We start from the raw sequence: 17,250 nt of genomic DNA, 5'->3' as shown, positions 1-17,250 counted from the left end.
AGTGCTGCTTCCGCTGCCGCGGAGGCAGCACTGTCCCGGAAACTGCCCAGATCTTGGCCGGCGCGGCGGCGTGAGTGCCGCGCCGGCGGGTAGGCAGCGGCCCGGCGGCATGTCGACACCCGCCGGGTGGGAGGCTCCGATGAGCACGTACCGGGACGAACAGGGCGACACGTTCCCTCCGCCCGAGGCGGATGCCCTTGAGCAACGGCAGGACGCGTTCGACGTCGGGCCGCCGGACCGGGTGTCGGGCGACGTGGACCCGGAGGCGGCCGAGGCCGACCTGGCCGAGCAGGGCGCCTTCCCGGCGGGCACGCTCGAGGAGGTGACGTCGCTGCCGGCCGACGCCAACCCGGCGGACGCCCTCGAACAGCGCCAGGAGATCCCGGCCCGCGACGAGGGGCGTCGCACCTGACAACGCCCGTTCCCGCCGGCCCCGGCCGGCTCAGCCCGCAGCGCCGACCAGCCGGCTCAGCCGGCGACGCCGACCAGCCGGCTCAGCCGGCGACGCTGACCAGCCGGCTCAGCCGCGACGCCGACCAGCCGGCTCAGCCGCGACGCCGACCAGCCGGCTCAGCCGCGACGCCGACCAGCCGGCTCAGCCGCGACGCCGACCAGCCGGCTCAGCCGGCGACGACCTGCCAGAGGAGGAACGCGTTGAGCGCGACCACCAGCACGGCCACCAGTGACGCGGCGGCGGTGGTGAGCGGGTGGTTGACCAGGTTGCCCATCAGGTCGCGTCGGCGGGTGAAGGCGACCACCGGAATCAGCGCGAACGGGATGCCGAAACTGAGGATGACCTGGGACAGCACGAGCGCCCGGGTCGGGTCGAGGCCGATGGCGAGCACCGCCAGGGCGGGCAGCAGGGTGACCATCCGACGCAGCAGCAGCGGTACCCGCCGACGCAGGAAGCCCTGCATGATCACCTCTCCGGCGTAGGTGCCGACGCTCGTGGAGGCGAGCCCCGATACCAGCAGGGCGACGGCGAAGCCGAACGCGGCGGCGGTCCCGATGGTCTGGCCGAGCCCGGCGTGCACGCCCTCCAGACTGTCCGCACCGCCCGGGCCGCCGCCCCGGAAACTGGCCGCGGCGATCAGCAGCATGGCGAGGTTGACAGCGCCGGCCGCGCTGAGGGCGAGTAGCACGTCGGTGCGCTGGCCGCGGAACAGGATCCGACGCTCGGTGTCGTCGGCGGCGGGAATGCGGTCGCGGGTGAGCGCGGAGTGCACGTAGATGACGTGCGGCATGACTGTCGCGCCGAGGATGCCGGCGGCCAACAGCACGCTGTCCGTGCCCTGCAGACGGGGCACCAGACCGGCCATGGCCGAGGCGGGGTCGGAGCCGGAGGCCAGCAGGTTGGCGGCGAAGGCCAGCACGATCACCCCGAGCAGGACGGCGATGACGACCTCGAAGGCGCGGAACCCGCGCGAGCGCAGGGCGAGCACGGCGAACGCGGCAGTGCCGATGATGATCCCGCCGGGCAGCAGGGGGATGCCGAAGAGCAGGTAGAGGGCGACGGCGCCACCGATCACCTCGGCCAGGTCGGTGGCCATGGCGACCAACTCGGCCTGCACCCACATCACCCGGTTCACCGGCTTGGGTAGGCGTTCCCGGCACAGCTCGGGCAGGCTACGCCCGGTGGCCAGACCCAGCTTCGCGGTGAGCGTCTGCACCAGCATCGCCATCAGGTTGGCCACCACCACGACCCAGACCAGCAGGTAGCCGTAGCGGGCGCCGGCGGCGGAGTTGGTGGCGAAGTTGCCGGGGTCGACGTACGCGACGGCGGCGACGAACGCCGGGCCGAGCAGGATCAGTCGCCCGCGTACGCGGCCCCGGGCACGGGCGGCCTGTAGTGGAGTCGCCCTCGACGTCGTCAGTTCGTTGGTGACCATCGAACACCTCCCCGTCCACGCGGATCGCTGCCGGTCCCTTCCCCTCGGGCTGGCCCTTGGGTGCCAACCGGTGGCCTGCCGGTGCCACCGGGGTCGGCCCGCCACGCCGGGCACGGACCCGATGCGCAGCCAGCGAGCGCGCGGCGCGCCGGACGAGACGCGCCGTGCCCGAACAGAACCTGCCGCGGCGGGCTTGACAGCCGGGTGAGTCACCGATGAAGCTGTCTATTAGTCCTACTGTCGTAGGACAACAGGAAGGATCATCGGGAGTGATCGAGTTCGTACTGGACAGCCGGTCGAAGGTGAACACCTACATGCAGCTCGTGCAGCAGGTGAAACAGGCGTTGCGGGTTGGCCTGCTGACGCCGGGCGACCAGTTGCCGAAGGTCCGGGACGTCGCGCAATCCCTGGCGATCAACCCGAACACGGTGCTGAAGGCGTACCGGGAGTTGGAGATCGAGGGTCTGGTCGGTGGCCGACCCGGGGTGGGCACGTTCGTCCAGCGCACGCTGGCCAGCGCGTCCCTGCCCAACCAGGCCGAGCTGCGCGACGACCTGGTCGCCTGGCTGCACCGGGCGCAAGCGGCCGGTCTCACGGCCGAGGACGTCATCGCCCTGGTGGAGACGACGTTGCGCGCCACCCTCGCCGACGACGCCCCGCAGAACGAGCCCGCGTGAGCGAGCAGAGCGAACGAACCATCAGGCACCGCAAGCGCTCGCGCGACCGCGAAGCGATCGCGTGAACGGAACGAGAGGACAAGGGATGGACATGGTCTTGGAAGCGGACCTGCTCGGCAAGCGGTACGGCAGCACCTGGGCGTTGCGGGACTGCTCGCTGCATTTGCCGGCCGGCCGGATCGCCGCTCTGGTCGGGCCGAACGGCGCGGGCAAGAGCACGCTGTTGCACCTGGCCGTCGGGCTGCTCAAGCCCGACGCGGGCACGGTCCGGGTGTTCGGTCGATCCCCGTACGGTGACACGGAGGGACTGGCCGACATCGGGTTCGTCGCCCAGGACACCCCGCTGTACCGGGACTTCACGGCGTCCGAGTTGGTCATCGCCGGCGGCAAGCTGAACAAACGGTGGGACGCGGCGTTGGCTCGCCAGCGGCTGGCACAGCTCGGCATTCCACCGGACAAGCCGGTCGGCAAGCTCTCCGGCGGTCAACGGGCCCAGGTCGCGCTGGCCCTGGCGCTGGCCAAGCAGCCGCGACTGCTGCTGCTCGACGAACCGGTCGCCAGCCTCGACCCGCTGGCGCGACGGGAGTTCCTCCAGTCCCTGATGGGCAGCGTCGCGGAGTCGGGCACCACAGTTCTGCTCTCCTCGCACCTGCTGGCCGACCTGGAACGCGTCTGCGACTACCTGATCGTGCTCAACGCCTCCCAGGTGCAGCTCACCGGCGCTGTCGACGACCTGGTCACCGAGCACCGGCAGCTCGTCGGGCCGCGGCACGACGGCGGCGTCATCGGGGGCGTCGCCGCAGTGATCCGGGCCAGCCACACCGACCGGCAGTCAACGTTGCTCGTCCGCACCGACGGGCCGGTCACCGATCCGGCCTGGACGGTCCGCGAGGTGAGCCTGGAGGACGTCGTGCTGGCCTACCTGGCCGACGGCACCACGAAGACCAGTCACAGCGAGTGGGGGGTAGCGGCATGATCTGGTTGACCTGGCGGCAACACCGCAAGCAGGCGTTCTACACCCTGCTGGGGCTCGCGGCGCTCGCCGCCCTGCTGGTGCCCATCGGCCTGGCGATGCGGCACACCTTCTCCGACCTCGGGCTGACGGACTGCGCCAACCAACTCGCCCGCGCCGACGTGGCGCAGGCAACCCGGGACACGTGCGATGCGGGCTATCGGCGCTTCGGCGACCAGTACGGCAACCTCAGTCTGGTGGCCGTACTGCTGATCACCCTGCCGGTGCTGGTCGGCCTCTTCTGGGGTGCGCCGCTGGTCGCCCGCGAGGTGGAGCAGGGCACGCACCGGTTCGTCTGGACCCAGGGCGTCGGCCGGACCCGCTGGGCCCTGGTGAAGTTCGGTCTCGTGAGCGGGTCCGTTCTGATCCTCGCGACGGTCTACGGGCTGGGCATGTCCTGGTGGGTCGACCCGCTCACCAAGTCCGCGCACGAGGGCCGGTTCGGCATGATCGTCTTCGACCTGCAGGGCATCGTCCCGATCGGGTACACGCTGTTCGCCGTGGCGCTGGGCGTCTTCGCCGGCACCGTGTGGAAGCGGATGCTGCCCGCCATGGGCATCACCCTCGCCGGCTTCATCGGCGTACGGGCGGCGGTCGAGCTGCTGGCCCGACGGCACTATCAGCCGGCCCGGACCCAGACCTTCCCGATCGAGGGGGAAGGGCCACCGGAGGTCAGCCGGGGAGACTGGATCCTCGCGCAGGGCGTCCGGAACCCCGACGGCACGATGATCGCGGAGGGCGGTCGGATCCAGTGCCCGCCGGGCGGTAAGGGGCCGGACGGTCGGGTCTGCGGCGCCGAGTTGGGCCTCGAACCGGGCGCGTACAACTGGCAGCTCTACCAGCCGGCGGACCGGTTCTGGCTGTTCCAGGGCATCGAGACGGGCATCTTCGTCGCCCTCGCCCTGCTCCTGCTCTACCTGGCGGTGCGCCGGGTCCGCCGGATCGCCTAGTTGGGCGACGGGTGCTCGTCGGGGAGCGGGGGCCTCGGCGATCACCCGCCCGGGCCCGATCGAGTCGGTGCGCTTCCACGCCGGTGAGCCTGACGACGACCACCGACACCGATCGGGCCCAAGAGTCGCACTCCGCGTCCGCGCGGGCTCAGCCGGCCAGCCGCCGGTACCGGGCGACCGAGAGTGGCAGGAAGACCGCGACCAGCACGAGTGGCCAGAGCACCGCCAGCAACTGGTAGTGCTGCGCCGCCCAGGAGTCGCCGCCCCAACCGGGGTTACCGAACAGCTCACGGGTGGCGCCGACGGTCGCCGACAGCGGGTTCCACGCTGCCACCGCACCGAGCCAGGCGGGCATGGTGGACGGTGCGACGAACGCGTTGGAGAGGAAGCCGAGCGGAAACTCCAGGGTCTGCACGGCCACCACGGCCGTCTGCCCGCGGGTGACCAGTCCGAGGAAGATGCCGACCCAGATGAGGGCGAAGCGCAGCAGCAGGATCAACCCCACCGCTGCCAGCGTGGCGCCGACCCCACCGTGTGCCCGCCACCCGATTGCCAGACCGGTCAGCAGCAGGACCCCGAGGGTAACCAGCGCGAACAGCATGTCGGCCACCGCCCGGGCCGCCAGCGGTGCCAGCGGTGAGACGGGCATCGATCGGAGCCGGTCGGTCACCCCGCGCTCCAGGTCCTCGGCAACGGCGATCGTGGTGAGACTGATGCCGAAGACCATGGTCATCACGAACATGCCGGGCATCAGGAACTCTCGGTAGCTCCCACCGCCGGGCACCTGCAACGCGCCACCGAACAGGTAGGCGAACATCAGCACGATCAGGATGTTGAAGCCGAGCGAGGCGATCAGCGGGCCGGGATCGCGTCGCCACCGGGCCAGGCCGCGCCAGATCAGCGTGCCGCTGTCGGCCAGGAGGGTGGGCCGGCCGGGCGTCAGGTCCACCGGCGGGGCCGGCATACTCACCGCGCTCATGCCGCCACCTCGGCCGACGCCGCCCGGTGCCCGGTGAGGTGCAGGAACACGTCGTCCAGGGTTGGGCGGCGCAGCGCGACGTCCGCCACCGGGATGTTCACGGCGTCGAGCGCCCGCAGCACGTCGACGAGCGCACCGGCCTGGTGGCCGACCCGGACGCTCACCATCCGCCGGTCCACGTCGACGGTCGGTTCGTCGTCGGCCGCCCGGCGTATCTGGGTGACGGCGGCGGCAAGGTCGGTCGGCGCCGCGACGACCACCTCGATCCGATCGCCGCCGAGCCGGGTCTTGAGGTCGTCCGGAGTCCCCTCGGCTATCACCCGGCCGGCCTCGACCACCGAGATCCGATCGGCGAGTTGGTCGGCCTCGTCCAGTTGTTGGGTGGTGAGCAGCACCGTGGTGCCGGTGCGTACCAACTCCCGGACCGACTCCCACACCTCGTTGCGGCCACGCGGGTCCAGCCCGGTGGTGGGCTCGTCGAGGAAGAGGACCGCGGGGGCCAGGATCATCCCGGCCGCCAGGTCGAGCCGTCGGCGCATGCCGCCGGAGTACGTGCTGACCGGCTGTTCGGCGGCGTCGGCGAGACCGAAGCGTTCCAGCAGCTCGACCGCCCGTTGACGGGCCCGGCGGCGACCCAGGTGAAACAGGCGGCCAAAGAGCACGAGATTCTGTCGGCCGCTCAGCGCCTCGTCGAGCGCGGGGTGCTGCCCCACCAGCCCGATGCGGTAACGCACCTGGTCGGGTTGGCGGGTCACGTCGAAGCCGGCCACCTCGGCGCGACCCTCGTCGAGGCGGAGCAGGGTGGCGAGGATCCGTACCGCTGTGGTCTTGCCGGCCCCGTTCGGGCCGAGCAGGCCGCACACCGTTCCCCGCGGCACCCGCAGGTCGAACCCGTCCAGCGCGTACCGGTCCCGATACCGCTTGCGCAGCCCCTGCGCCACTATCGCGTCGGCTCCTGTCATCAGAGCGCTCCCCTCCCGAAACTGTCCGTCCGCACTACCGTACAGCGTACGATAACGCGTACGGGAAGCGTCACGAAGGCCAGAGCGAATGAGGTCAGAACGAAGCACCGGGGATCACGCGCCACCCGCTCCGGAGCCGGGCCGGCACCGGCGGGCAGTCGCGGCTACTCGGGCTCGGCGGTCCCGCCCTGGCCCGCGACACCGACGTTCAACGGGTCGGCCAGGAGTTTGTCGAACGCCAACTCGGCGGCGCCGATCAGGACGGCGTCGCGGCCGAGCGCCGCCGCGCGCAACCGCAGGTGCTCGCGGGAGGCGGGCAGCGGCATCGTGTCGAGCCGATCCCGAACCACGTCCGCACCGGCGGTGAAGATGTCGCGCAGCGAGCCACCGAACACCACTGCGTCCGGGTTGACCACGTTGACCAGGTTCGCCACGCCGAAGCCGAGCCAGTCCGCCACCTGCTCGACCGCCGCGCGGGCGGTCTGGTCGCCCTCCGCCGCGGCGCGCAGCACCTCGGCCACCGCCGCGCGGTCGCTCGGGTCACGGCCGGCGTGTCGCAGGAGCGCGGCTTCGGAGATCTCGGTCTCCCAGCAGCCGCGTGAACCGCAGCCGCAGGGCAGGCCGTTGGGGTTGACGACCATGTGGCCGACCTTGCCGCTGTGACCCCGGTGGCCGACCACCAGTCGGCCACCAACGATGATGCCGGCGCTGATGCCCAGGTCGCCGTGCAGGTAGATGACGTCGTCGATGCCGACCGCGACGCCCCGGACATGCTCGGCCAGGCCGGCGATGTCGGCCAGGTCGCCGGCCACGAAACCGGGGCCGCAGCGGAACTCCGCCTCCAAAGCCGCGCCGAGCGTCTCGTCGATGCTGGCGATCCGGAGCCTGCCGTCCGGATCGCGGGTGGTGTCGGTGACCGCGGCGGCGCCGCCGACCAGCAGCGCGTCGCCGGCCACCGAACGTTCCATGTCGCGGACGAGGTCGGCGAGGGGCCCTACGGCTTCGATCGCCGACATGCCGCTGGGTCGGGGGATCTCCCGCAGGTCGAGGATCTGCCCGCCGAGGCCGACCCGGGCGGCACGCAGCCGGTCCGCGTCGATGCTCAACGCGTGTGCGTAGACCCGGTCGGAGCGGGGGCTGACCACGAGCGAGGGGCGGCCGGCGCGGCGGGCGGTGGTCGGTGCCTCCTCGGTGACCAGGCCGCCGGTGACCAGGTCGGCCGCGAGGGCGCCGATGGTGCTTCGGTTGAGGCCGAGCCGGCTGGTCAGTTCGGCGCGGGACGTCGGTCCGTGCAGGTGGACGTAGCGCAGCACGGCGCCGAGGTTCTGCCGCCGGATCTCCTCCTGGCTGGCGCCGGGAACCGACGGCAGCGGGGATTCGGGGTTGCGGCCGACGCCGGCTGGCCTGGCCCGTACTGGTGTCGCCACGGTCAGACCTCCTTCCGGGTCGATGCCGGTTGGTGCGGGGGTGCAGGGACGACGATGGGTCCCGGTAGAGGAGACCCGGGACCCATCGGCGTTACTACCTACCGTGCGGTGATTACTTGGTGAGCGGAGCGAGCTTCGGGTCGGTGGCGTACGCCTCAGCCGCGTTCGCCTTGGTGACGGCGACCGGCGGGAGCAGGTACGTGTCGACGACCTTGCTGCCGTTGTTGTAGGACTTGGTGTCGTTCACCTGCGGCTTGTCGCCGGCCTGGAGAGCCTTGACCATGTTGATGGTCTCCTTCACCAGGTTGCGGGTGTCCTTGTTGATCGTCATGTACTGCTCGCCCTTGACGATCGACTTGACCGACTCAACCTCGGAGTCCTGACCGGTGACGATCGGGGTCGGCTTGCCAGCACCCTTGACCGAGGTCAGGATGGCGCGGGCCAGCGTGTCGTTCGGGGAGAGGACGCCGTCCAGCTCCTTGTTGCCGTAGGTCGAGGTCAGCAGCTGGTCCATGCGGGCCTGCGCACCCTCGGCCTTCCAGCCCTGGATGGCGGTCTGCTTGACCTCCTTCTGACCCGAGGCGACGACCACGTTGCCCTTGTCGATCTCCGGCTTGAGCACGTCCATCGCGCCGTTGAAGAAGACACCGGCGTTGTTGTCGTCCGGCGAGCCGGAGAACAGCTCGATGTTGTACGGGCCGTTCGGCTTCTTGGCCTTCATGCCTTCCAGCAGGGCCTGGCCCTGGAGCTGGCCGACCTTGAAGTTGTCGAAGGCGACGTAGTAGTCGAGGTCCGGGGTGTTCGTGATGAGCCGGTCGTAGGCGATGACCTTCACGCCGGCCGTGTGGGCGGCCGCGACCTGGGTCGACAGCTGCGCGGCGTCGGTCGCGCCGATGACGATGACCTTGGCGCCCTTGGTGACCATGGCGGTGATCTGGGCCTGCTGGTCGGCGACAGTGGTCGACGCGCCGGCGTACTGCACGTCACCCTGGAAGCCGGCCTCCTTGAGGCCGTTGCTGAACAGGTCACCGGCGAGGACCCAGTTCTCCGAGGTCTTGGCCGGCAGGGCCACGCCGATCAGCGAGTTGGCCGCGAAGCCCTTGGCGGCCTCGCCGCCGGAGCCGGTGTCGCCGTCGCGGCCGGAGCCGCAGCCGGCGAGGGCCAGCATGGCGGCGGCGCTGATGGCCACCACCGACGTGCCGAAGAATTTACGCATGGTGAGGACTTGCCTTTCTAGATGGTGAGGCGGGTAGAGAGGTCGGTGGCCGTCAGCCGGACACCGCTGCCTTGGCGGGCTCGCGCTCCGCGTCCGGCGGTGAGGCGGGTGGGACGGAGTCGTCGCGGCGGAAGGGCCGCATCAGGCTCCCGATGATGGAGAAGCGCCCCTGGCTCTTGTTGTAGACGTCGATCGCGACGGCCAGCAACAGGACCAGACCCTTGATGATCTGGACGCGGTCGGTGCCGACACCCATGAGCTGAAGGCCGTTGTTGAGCACGGCCATGACGAGACCACCGACGATGGAGCCGCTGATGGTGCCGATACCGCCGGCGACGGCCGCACCACCGATGAAGACGGCGGCGATGGCGTCCAGCTCCCAACCGTTGCCGTCCTGCGGTCCGGAGGCCGCCGAACGGGCCACGAAGATCATGCCGGCCAGGGCGGCCAGGACGGACATGTTCATCATGACGAAGAAGTTGACCCGCTTGAGCTTCACACCGGACAGCTCGGCCGCCCGGGAGTTGCCGCCCACCGCGTAGATGTGCCGGCCACCGGCGGTGTTGCGGGTGTAGAAGGAGTACGCGATGACCAGGACCAGCAGGATGATGCCGGAGATCGGGAAGCTGGTGCCGACGCGACCGCTGGCGAAGCGCAGCGCCGCGAAGGCGATGACGCCGACCATGATGGCCATCCGCAGGATGGAGATCCACATGGGCGCCGGGTCGGCGTCCATGGCCCGTCGGGTCTTGCGGGCCTGGACCTCGCGCCACACCACGGCCAACGCCGCGGCCAGGCCGAGCAGCAGAGTGGCGTTGTTGTAGCCGGTGTTCGGACCGAACTCGGGCAGGAAGCCGGAGCCGATCTCCCGGAAGCCCTCCGGCACCGGGACGGTGCTCGCGTTACCGATGAACTGGTTGCCGCCCCGGAAGAGCAGCATGCCCGCCAGGGTGACGATGAACGCCGGCACCCCGATGTAGGCCACCCAGAAGCCCTGCCAGGCGCCGATCACCGCGCCGATGGCGAGGCCGAACACGATGGCAGCGGGCCAGGGAAGGTCCCACTCGGTCATCGACTTGGCGACCAGGATGCCGGCAAAGGCGGCGACCGAGCCGACCGAGAGGTCGATGTGTCCGGCCACGATCACCATGAGCATGCCGATGGCCAGAATCAGAATGTACGAGTTCTGCTGGAACAGCGCGATCAGGTTGTCCGACCGCAGGGTGAGCCCGTCGGTCAGGATCTGGAACAGGACGACGATCGCCACCAGGGTGAAGATCATGCCGAACTGGCGAGCGTTGGAGGTGGTGCCTCCGAACAGGTTCTTCTGAAGGTCCTTCAATCGGCTCATCGTGTGGCCATCTTCTTCGTCGAGGTCATCTGCTTCATGAGGGTTTCCGGGGTGGCGTCCGCCCGGGCGATCTCGCCCGTGATGGCGCCTTCGAACACTGTGTAGATGCGGTCGCACAGCCCGATCAGCTCAGGCAGCTCCGAGGAGATGACGATGACGCCCTTCCCCTGGTCGGCGAGCCGCTGGATGATGCCGTAGATCTCGTACTTGGCACCCACGTCGATGCCGCGCGTCGGCTCGTCGAGGATCAGCAGGTCCGGGTCGGTGAACATCCACTTGGCCAGGACGACCTTCTGCTGGTTGCCGCCGGAGAGCTTGGAGACGCTCTCGTCGACCGTCGGGGCCTTGGTCCGCAACTCCTTGCGGTACGACTCAGCCGCCTGGTATTCCTCGACCTCGTTCAGGACGCCGTGGTGCGAGATCTTGGACAGCTTGGCGGCCACCGTCGACGTCTTGATGTCGTCGAGCAGGTTGAGGCCGATCGCCTTGCGGTCCTCGCTGACGTACGCGAGACCGTTGTCGATGGCGTCCGCCACCGACTTCAGGACGACCTCCTTGCCGTCCTTGATGATCGTGCCCGACTCGAACACCCCGTAGGAGCGGCCGAAGACACTCATCGCGAGTTCCGTGCGGCCCGCGCCCATGAGACCGGCGAAGCCGACGATCTCGCCGCGGCGCACCACGAAGCTCTCGTTCTTGCAGACCTGCCGCTCGGCGGAGATCGGGTGCCGGACGTTCCAGTTGCGGACCTCGAAGAAGACGTCACCGATCTTCGGCGTGTGGTCCGGGAACCGGCTGCTCAGCTCACGGCCGACCATGCCCCGCACGATCCGGTCCTCGTCGACCCCGTCCGCCTTGACGTCGAGGGTCTCCACGGTCCGGCCGTCGCGCAGGATGGTGATCTGGTCGGCGATCGCCTCGATCTCGTTCAGCTTGTGCGAGATCATGATCGAGGTGATGCCACGGGAGCGGAACCCGCGCAGCAGGTCCAGCAGGTGCTTGGAGTCGGCCTCGTTGAGCGCCGCGGTGGGCTCGTCGAGGATGAGCAGCTTCACGTCCTTGGCGAACGCCTTGGCGATCTCGACGAGCTGCTGCTTGCCGACCCCGATGTCCTTGATCAGGGTGTCCGGGTTCTCTTCCAGACCGACCCGGGCCATCAGGTCCAGCGCCATCCGGTTCGCGGCCTTCCAGTCGATCGCCCCCCGCTTGCGCGGTTCGTTGCCGAGGAAGATGTTCTCGGCGATCGACATCCCTGGAATGAGCGCGAGCTCCTGGTGGATGATCACGATGCCGGCGTTCTCACTGGCCCGGATGTCGGAGAACTTGCTCTCCGACCCCTGGTAGATGATCTTGCCGTCGTAGGTGCCGTGGGGGTACACCCCGCTGAGCACCTTCATCAGGGTGGACTTGCCCGCGCCGTTCTCGCCGCAGATGGCATGGATCTCGCCGGCGCGAACCACCAGGTTGACGTCGGAGAGGGCCTTGACTCCGGGAAACTCCTTGGTGATGGAGCGCATCTCAAGGAGGATGGGCACGTCGCTCATCGCTCGTACCACCTCGCCAACGTCATCGGTTGCCTCCGGAAGGTTGAACCTTCACTTGGTTTTGTTGTTGACGGCAACGTATTGCGGCCGGAGGGCCATCCGCAAGGCGAGGGACTGTTGAAAAAGTAACAATCCGGCAATATAGATGTCGCACAGTGTTCGTCCGCCACAGCGGCAACGACAGTCCCTCCCGGGACCCGAGGCCCGACCGCAGCACCCACGCCCACCTGCGACAACGCGCCAATCGACCCCGGCCGTTCCCGCAGCTTTCCCACCAGGCAAGATGCCTCGGGCACGGTGCATCCGGTAACGCAGCGCACACGTCACGCCATCGAATACTGGGAATCGGGCACCAGCCCAGCGCCGTACACGAGGCGTACCGCGAGCCCCTGGCGGCTGATGTGACCCACGCCTCTACCGCCCGCACGCATCGACGGTCACCACCCGGGAGCGATGGGCACCGGACGACGGGTCAGAGCCCGAAAATCCCTTATGCGCAGTTCGTGACGGCACAGACCAGGATCCGCACCGCGGTGCGGATCCTGCCTCCGTGGGAGTCTGCGGCCCGCTCGGTGTGCGGGATCAGTGACCGGCGTTCTGGCCGCCGTCGACGTGCAGGATCTCGCCGGTGACGAACGGGGCGGACTCGAGATAGAGGACGGCGTCGACGACGTCGCTGGTCTCGCCCATCCGGCCGACCGGGTGCAGGCCCGCGAGCGTCTCGTGCGTCTCGACCGGGTGCATCGGGGTCTTGATGATGCCGGGCGCGACGGCGTTGACCCGTACGCCCCGAGCCGCGTACTCGATGGCCAGGGACTTGGTGGCCGAGCTGAGGCCGCCCTTGGTCAGCGACGCGAGCACCGACGGAACGTGCGAACTGGGCTGGTCGACGAAGCTGGTCGTGATGCTGACGATGTGCCCCGAGCCCCCGGCCAGCAGGTGCGGCAGGACGCGGCGGGTGAGGTGGAAGAAGCCGGCGAGGTTGACCCCGGTGACCAGGTCGAACTCCTCGTCGGTGTAGTCGGTGAACGGCTTGGCGACGAAGACACCGGCGTTGTTCACGAGAGTGTCGATCCGCCCGAAGCGGTCCAGTGCGGCACGTACCACCCGCTCGGCGGTGTCGGCCTCCGCGATGTCGCCCTGGACGGTGACGATCTCCGGGTCGTCGGACGCGCCGATCGAGCGCGAGGTCGCCACGACGCCGTACCCGAGCTTGCGGTAGGCGGCCACGAGGTCGGCGCCGATGCCCTGGGAGGCACCGGTGATAACGACGACCTTCTGGCTCTGACTGCTGTTCATGAGGGAACCACCTTCGCTAGACGACTGGTCTACTAAAAGCTAGCCGACCGGTCGTGTATCGTCGAGGCATGGGTCGAACCAGTGACGCGAAGAACAAGATCCTCGACGCGGCCGCCACGCTGATCGAGCAGCGCGGCTACACGGCGCTCGGCGTGGCCGAAATCTGCGCGGCGGCGGGCGTGCCGAAGGGCAGCTTCTACTACTTCTTCGAGTCCAAGCAGGCGCTCGCCCGCGCCGTCATCGACGAGCACTGGATCACCCAGCGACGCCAGTGGGAGCAACTGCTCGGCAGCGAGCGCGACCCGCTACAGCGACTCCGGGACCTGTTCGAGGCCACCGAGGAGATCCAGCGCGTCGGCCAGCAGAAGGCCGGCGTGGTCGCGGGCTGCCTGTTCGGCAACCTCGCCCTCGAACTCAGCAACCAGGCCGAGGAGATCCGCGGCCGGCTCCAGGAGATCTTCGAGGAGCAGATCAGCCTCATCGAGCAGGTCGTCGTCGAGGCGAAGGAGCGCGGCCTGGCGGGCCCGGCGGTCGACAGCCGGGAGGCCGCCCGATCGATCGTCGCGCAGATCGAAGGGCGGGTCCTTCTCGCGAAGTTGCTCAACGATCCGACCCAGCTGGAGACGCTGTGGCGCAACTGCCTCGACCTCCTCCAGGCGCGGACCACCACCGGCTGAACGGACGACGGTCGCTGACCGTCCACTCCGGGGCGCGCTGCGCGGCCGCTCAGTAGCATCGGCGAGGCACGATATTCAGGCGGACCACTCCCCGACCGGATCGAGCACTCGACATGACGACCGAGCAGACCACGTCTCCCCCGCGTGCCGGTGTCGGCATCGCCGCTCAGGGACTGGGTCAGAGCGTCCGGAGCGGTCGCCGGATCCTGACCGACATCTCAGTGAGCATCGCGCCGGGCGAGCTGGTCGCGATCATCGGCGCCAGCGGCGCCGGCAAGACCACCCTGCTGGAGATCCTCGCCGGGGTACAGCAACCGGCATCGGGCACCGTGACGTACGACGGCACCACCGCGGCCGGCACCATCGGAATCGTTCCGCAGGACGACATCATCCACCGCGAGCTGCCCCTGGCCCGCACCCTGCGGTACGCCGCCAGACTGCGCCTGCCCTCCACCACCGGGCCCGCCGAGATCAGTGACCGAGTCGCGGAGGTGCTCGCCGAGCTGCGACTCACCGACCGGGCCACCACGCCGGTCGGCCTGCTCAGCGGCGGTGAACGCAAGCGCGCCAGCATCGCCGTCGAGCTGCTCACCCGGCCCGGTGTGTTCTTCCTCGACGAGCCCACCTCCGGATTGGACCCGGCGATCGCCGTGGAACTGCTCCGGGTGCTCCGGGCGCTCGCGGACACGGGCGCCACCGTCGTGCTGACCAGCCACCAGATCACCGACGTGGACCACTGCGACCGGGTCGTCGTGCTGACCCGTCAGGGCCGACTGGCGTTCACCGGCACCCCGGCCGCCGCCCGGGAGTTCTTCGGCGTGCGGTCCCTGGCCGAGGTGCACCTCCGGCTCGACGAAGCGACGCAACCCGCCGAGTGGCCCGACCGCTTCGCCGAGCAGCGCGCGACCGAGGGGCCGTCAGGTACCACCGACGACGGTGACGTCTCCGCGACGCCGCCCCGGCGCGTCGGCCGGCTGCGCCAGTGGGCCGTCCTCACCGCGCGCAACGCGGAGATCGTCGTCCGCAACCGGCTGACCCTGGCGATCCTGCTCGGCTCGCCGCTGATGGTGCTCGGTATGTTCGCGCTGCTGTTCCGCCCGGGAGCGTTCGAGCCGACCAGCCCCAGCCCGACGGTGACCGTGATGATCCTGTTCTGGATCGCGTTCGGCGGCTTCTTCTTCGGGCTGACCTACGGGCTCCTCCAGATCTGCACCGAGCTGCCGATCCTGCGCCGGGAGCGGCTCGCCGGTGTCCGGCTGGTGCCGTACCTGTTGGCGAAGGTCGCGGTGCTGCTGCCGCTGCTGGCCCTGGTGGACCTGGCCCTGCTCGGGGTGCTGCGCGGCATGGACCGGCTACCGCCGGTCGGCGGCGCCGACTTCGCCGCCCTGTACGCGACCCTCCTGCTCTCCTCGACGGCGGCGCTCGCCCTCGGCCTGCTCTGCTCGGCGGCCGTGTCCGACGCGGCCCAGGCGACGCTCATGCTGCCGATGCTCTGCTTCCCACAGGTGCTGTTCGTCGGCGCGATCCTGCCGGTGCCGGCCATGGCGATCGGCGGTCAGTGGCTCAGCTACGCGATGTCGAACCGCTGGGCGTTCGAGGGCCTCGGGCACACGGCCGGTGTGGAGCGGCTCTGGCGCGACGGTGGCTCCCCGCTCGGCCCGCCGCTGCTGGCCACGTACGGCGACAGCTTCTCTCGGCCGGTGTGGGTCGACTGGCTGGTGCTCGGCGGTTTCGTCCTGCTCTTCCTGGGCGCGGCCTGGGCGGTACTGCTCCGACGGGATCCACGTCGTGGGTCCTGACCCGACGCCGCCGGGCTCCCCCACGGCGCTGCCGGGATACGCCGCCACCGGCCGGATCGACGAGCTGCGGGCCACCGAGTACCGACACCTGGACACCGACGGGCAGGTGTACCTCGACTACGCCGGAGCCGGGGTGGCCGCCCAGGCGCAGGTGCGCAATCACCACGACCGGTTGCTCGCCGGCCTGTACAGCAACCCCCACTCGGAGAACCCCACGAGCGTGGCGGCGGGGTCGCTGGTGGAGTCGGCGCGACGCGCGGTGCTCGACTACTTCCGCGCCGACCCGGACGAGTACGCCGTCGTCTTCACCCCGAACGCCAGTGGCGCCTGCCGGCTGGTCGGCGAGGCGTACGACTTCGGCCGGACCGCGAAGCTGGTGCTCACCTGGGACAACCACAACTCGGTCAACGGCATCCGCGAGTACGCCCGGTCGGCCCGCGCGTCCGTACGCTACCTACCGCTGAGCGGCCCGGAGCTGCGGGTCGCCGAGTCGGACCTGGTCGCGGCGCTCGACGCCGGCAGTGGCGGCCTGGCCCGTCGCCGGGGTCGGCCTGGTCGGCGCGGGCTGTTCGCCTATCCGGCGCAGAGCAACTTCTCCGGTGTGCAACACCCGCTGGGCTGGGTGGAGCTTGCCCACCAGCGCGGCTACGACGTGCTGCTCGACGCTGCCGCCTTCGCGCCGACGAACCGACTGGACCTCAGCGTCGTACGGCCGGATTTCGTCTGCCTGAGCTGGTACAAGCTCTTCGGCTACCCCACCGGGGTCGGCGCGCTGCTGGCCCGCCGTTCGGCGCTGGCCCGGTTGCGCCGACCGTGGTTCGCCGGCGGCACGATCCGCGCGGTGAGCGTGCAGGGCGACTGGCACCGGCCGATGGACGACGAGTCGGCGTTCGAGGACGGCACGCTCAACTTCCTGAGCATTCCGGACGTGGAGTTCGGGTTGCGCTGGCTCGACTCGATCGGCGTGGACCTCGTTCATGCCCGGGTCGGCCTGCTCACCGAGTGGCTGCTGGAGCGGCTGGCCACCCTGCGGCACGACACCGGCGGGCCACTGGTCCAGGTGTACGGGCCGGCGACGGGTGCGGGGCGCGGTGGCACAGTGACCTTCAACCTCCGTCACCCGGACGGCACGCTGGTCGACGAGCGGCTCGTGGCGCGGGAGGCGGCAGCGGCCGGTCTGTCCCTGCGTACCGGCTGTTTCTGCAACCCGGGCGCGGCTGAGGGCGCGTTCGGGATGAGCCGGACGTCGATGCGGCAGCGGCTGTTGGCGGGGGTCGACACGATCGACCAGTACCTTGACGCGCTGGGGTTGCCGACGGGCGGCGCGGTCCGCGTCTCGTTCGGACTGGCCTCGATCGCGACCGACGCGGAGCGCCTCGTCGACTTCGTCCAGTCGACCTATCTCAACCGGGGTGCCGGTACGGAGTCACCACTGCCACCTCGGCTGCGCTGCTGACCGCCCGGCCCC

Annotated in this window: 15 protein-coding genes; 7 read left to right on the top strand and 8 right to left on the bottom strand. The window is 70.0% G+C overall.

Features of this window, described 5'->3' with window-relative positions; translation table 11 throughout:
- Positions 1-139: 139 nt before the first annotated feature.
- Positions 140-412, top strand: coding sequence for a hypothetical protein (locus OHB44_RS11255; RefSeq protein WP_238677066.1), 273 nt, complete (start codon positions 140-142; stop codon positions 410-412).
- A 208-nt stretch (positions 413-620) separates the two neighbouring features.
- Here OHB44_RS11255 and OHB44_RS11250 read toward each other — a convergent pair whose 3' ends face one another.
- Positions 621-1,889 carry an Nramp family divalent metal transporter gene (locus tag OHB44_RS11250; protein ID WP_330440746.1) on the bottom strand — a complete coding sequence of 423 codons (1,269 nt, stop codon included), beginning with the start codon at positions 1,887-1,889 and terminating at the stop codon, positions 621-623.
- Positions 1,890-2,158: 269 nt separating this feature from the next.
- Here OHB44_RS11250 and OHB44_RS11245 point away from each other — a divergent pair, with 269 nt between their 5' ends.
- The 3 genes from OHB44_RS11245 to OHB44_RS11235 all read left to right on the top strand — a co-directional run bounded on the left by OHB44_RS11245 (position 2,159) and on the right by OHB44_RS11235 (position 4,528).
- Entirely contained in the window at positions 2,159-2,566 is a 408-nt protein-coding gene (locus OHB44_RS11245; protein WP_238686345.1) for a GntR family transcriptional regulator, read from the top strand.
- 85 nt (positions 2,567-2,651) lie between these two features.
- The gene (locus tag OHB44_RS11240; RefSeq protein WP_238686346.1) at positions 2,652-3,542 is read left to right on the top strand and encodes an ABC transporter ATP-binding protein; all 891 of its coding nucleotides are present in this window, start codon (positions 2,652-2,654) and stop codon (positions 3,540-3,542) included.
- Positions 3,539-4,528, top strand: coding sequence for an ABC transporter permease (locus OHB44_RS11235; protein WP_238686347.1), 990 nt, complete (start codon positions 3,539-3,541; stop codon positions 4,526-4,528). Before OHB44_RS11240 ends, OHB44_RS11235 begins: the two co-directional genes overlap by 4 nt.
- A 148-nt stretch (positions 4,529-4,676) precedes the next feature.
- Here the strand turns inward: OHB44_RS11235 and OHB44_RS11230 are convergent, their stop codons facing one another.
- From OHB44_RS11230 to OHB44_RS11200, 7 genes are all read right to left on the bottom strand, one after another.
- Complete coding sequence (locus OHB44_RS11230; protein ID WP_238686348.1) at positions 4,677-5,507, bottom strand: ABC transporter permease; 831 nt, start codon at positions 5,505-5,507, stop codon at positions 4,677-4,679.
- Positions 5,504-6,469 carry an ATP-binding cassette domain-containing protein gene (locus OHB44_RS11225; RefSeq protein WP_266303164.1) on the bottom strand — a complete coding sequence of 322 codons (966 nt, stop codon included), beginning with the start codon at positions 6,467-6,469 and terminating at the stop codon, positions 5,504-5,506. Before OHB44_RS11225 ends, OHB44_RS11230 begins: the two co-directional genes overlap by 4 nt.
- Before the next feature lie 164 nt (positions 6,470-6,633).
- The gene (locus OHB44_RS11220) at positions 6,634-7,896 is read right to left on the bottom strand and encodes an ROK family transcriptional regulator (protein ID WP_330440743.1); all 1,263 of its coding nucleotides are present in this window, start codon (positions 7,894-7,896) and stop codon (positions 6,634-6,636) included.
- A 112-nt stretch (positions 7,897-8,008) separates the two neighbouring features.
- Positions 8,009-9,112, bottom strand: a complete 1,104-nt coding sequence (locus tag OHB44_RS11215) for a sugar-binding protein (protein WP_330440741.1) — start codon at positions 9,110-9,112, stop codon at positions 8,009-8,011.
- A gap of 52 nt (positions 9,113-9,164) precedes the next feature.
- The gene (mmsB, locus tag OHB44_RS11210) at positions 9,165-10,463 is read right to left on the bottom strand and encodes a multiple monosaccharide ABC transporter permease (RefSeq protein ID WP_238686352.1); all 1,299 of its coding nucleotides are present in this window, start codon (positions 10,461-10,463) and stop codon (positions 9,165-9,167) included.
- Positions 10,460-12,007, bottom strand: a complete 1,548-nt coding sequence (gene mmsA / locus OHB44_RS11205) for a multiple monosaccharide ABC transporter ATP-binding protein (protein WP_238686353.1) — start codon at positions 12,005-12,007, stop codon at positions 10,460-10,462. Before mmsA ends, mmsB begins: the two co-directional genes overlap by 4 nt.
- 582 nt (positions 12,008-12,589) lie before the next feature.
- A complete protein-coding gene (locus OHB44_RS11200; protein ID WP_330440739.1) occupies positions 12,590-13,306 on the bottom strand; it encodes an SDR family NAD(P)-dependent oxidoreductase in 717 nt (238 codons plus the stop codon).
- Positions 13,307-13,374: 68 nt separating this feature from the next.
- Between OHB44_RS11200 and OHB44_RS11195 the strand changes: the two genes are divergently transcribed.
- From OHB44_RS11195 to OHB44_RS11185, 3 genes are all read left to right on the top strand, one after another.
- Positions 13,375-13,983 carry a TetR/AcrR family transcriptional regulator gene (locus OHB44_RS11195; protein WP_266303167.1) on the top strand — a complete coding sequence of 203 codons (609 nt, stop codon included), beginning with the start codon at positions 13,375-13,377 and terminating at the stop codon, positions 13,981-13,983.
- Positions 13,984-14,096: 113 nt separating this feature from the next.
- Positions 14,097-15,782: an ABC transporter ATP-binding protein/permease gene (locus OHB44_RS11190; RefSeq protein WP_330440738.1), complete on the top strand. Its 1,686-nt coding sequence runs from the start codon at positions 14,097-14,099 to the stop codon at positions 15,780-15,782.
- Positions 15,772-17,238: an aminotransferase class V-fold PLP-dependent enzyme gene (locus OHB44_RS11185; protein WP_330440737.1), complete on the top strand. Its 1,467-nt coding sequence runs from the start codon at positions 15,772-15,774 to the stop codon at positions 17,236-17,238. The genes OHB44_RS11190 and OHB44_RS11185 overlap by 11 nt, the downstream gene beginning before the upstream one ends.
- The last annotated feature ends 12 nt before the right edge of the window (positions 17,239-17,250 follow it).

It is taken from the genome of Micromonospora sp. NBC_00821, assembly GCF_036347035.1.
Lineage (GTDB): Bacteria > Actinomycetota > Actinomycetes > Mycobacteriales > Micromonosporaceae > Micromonospora > Micromonospora hortensis.
This window is presented reverse-complemented; position numbering and strand designations above follow the sequence as displayed.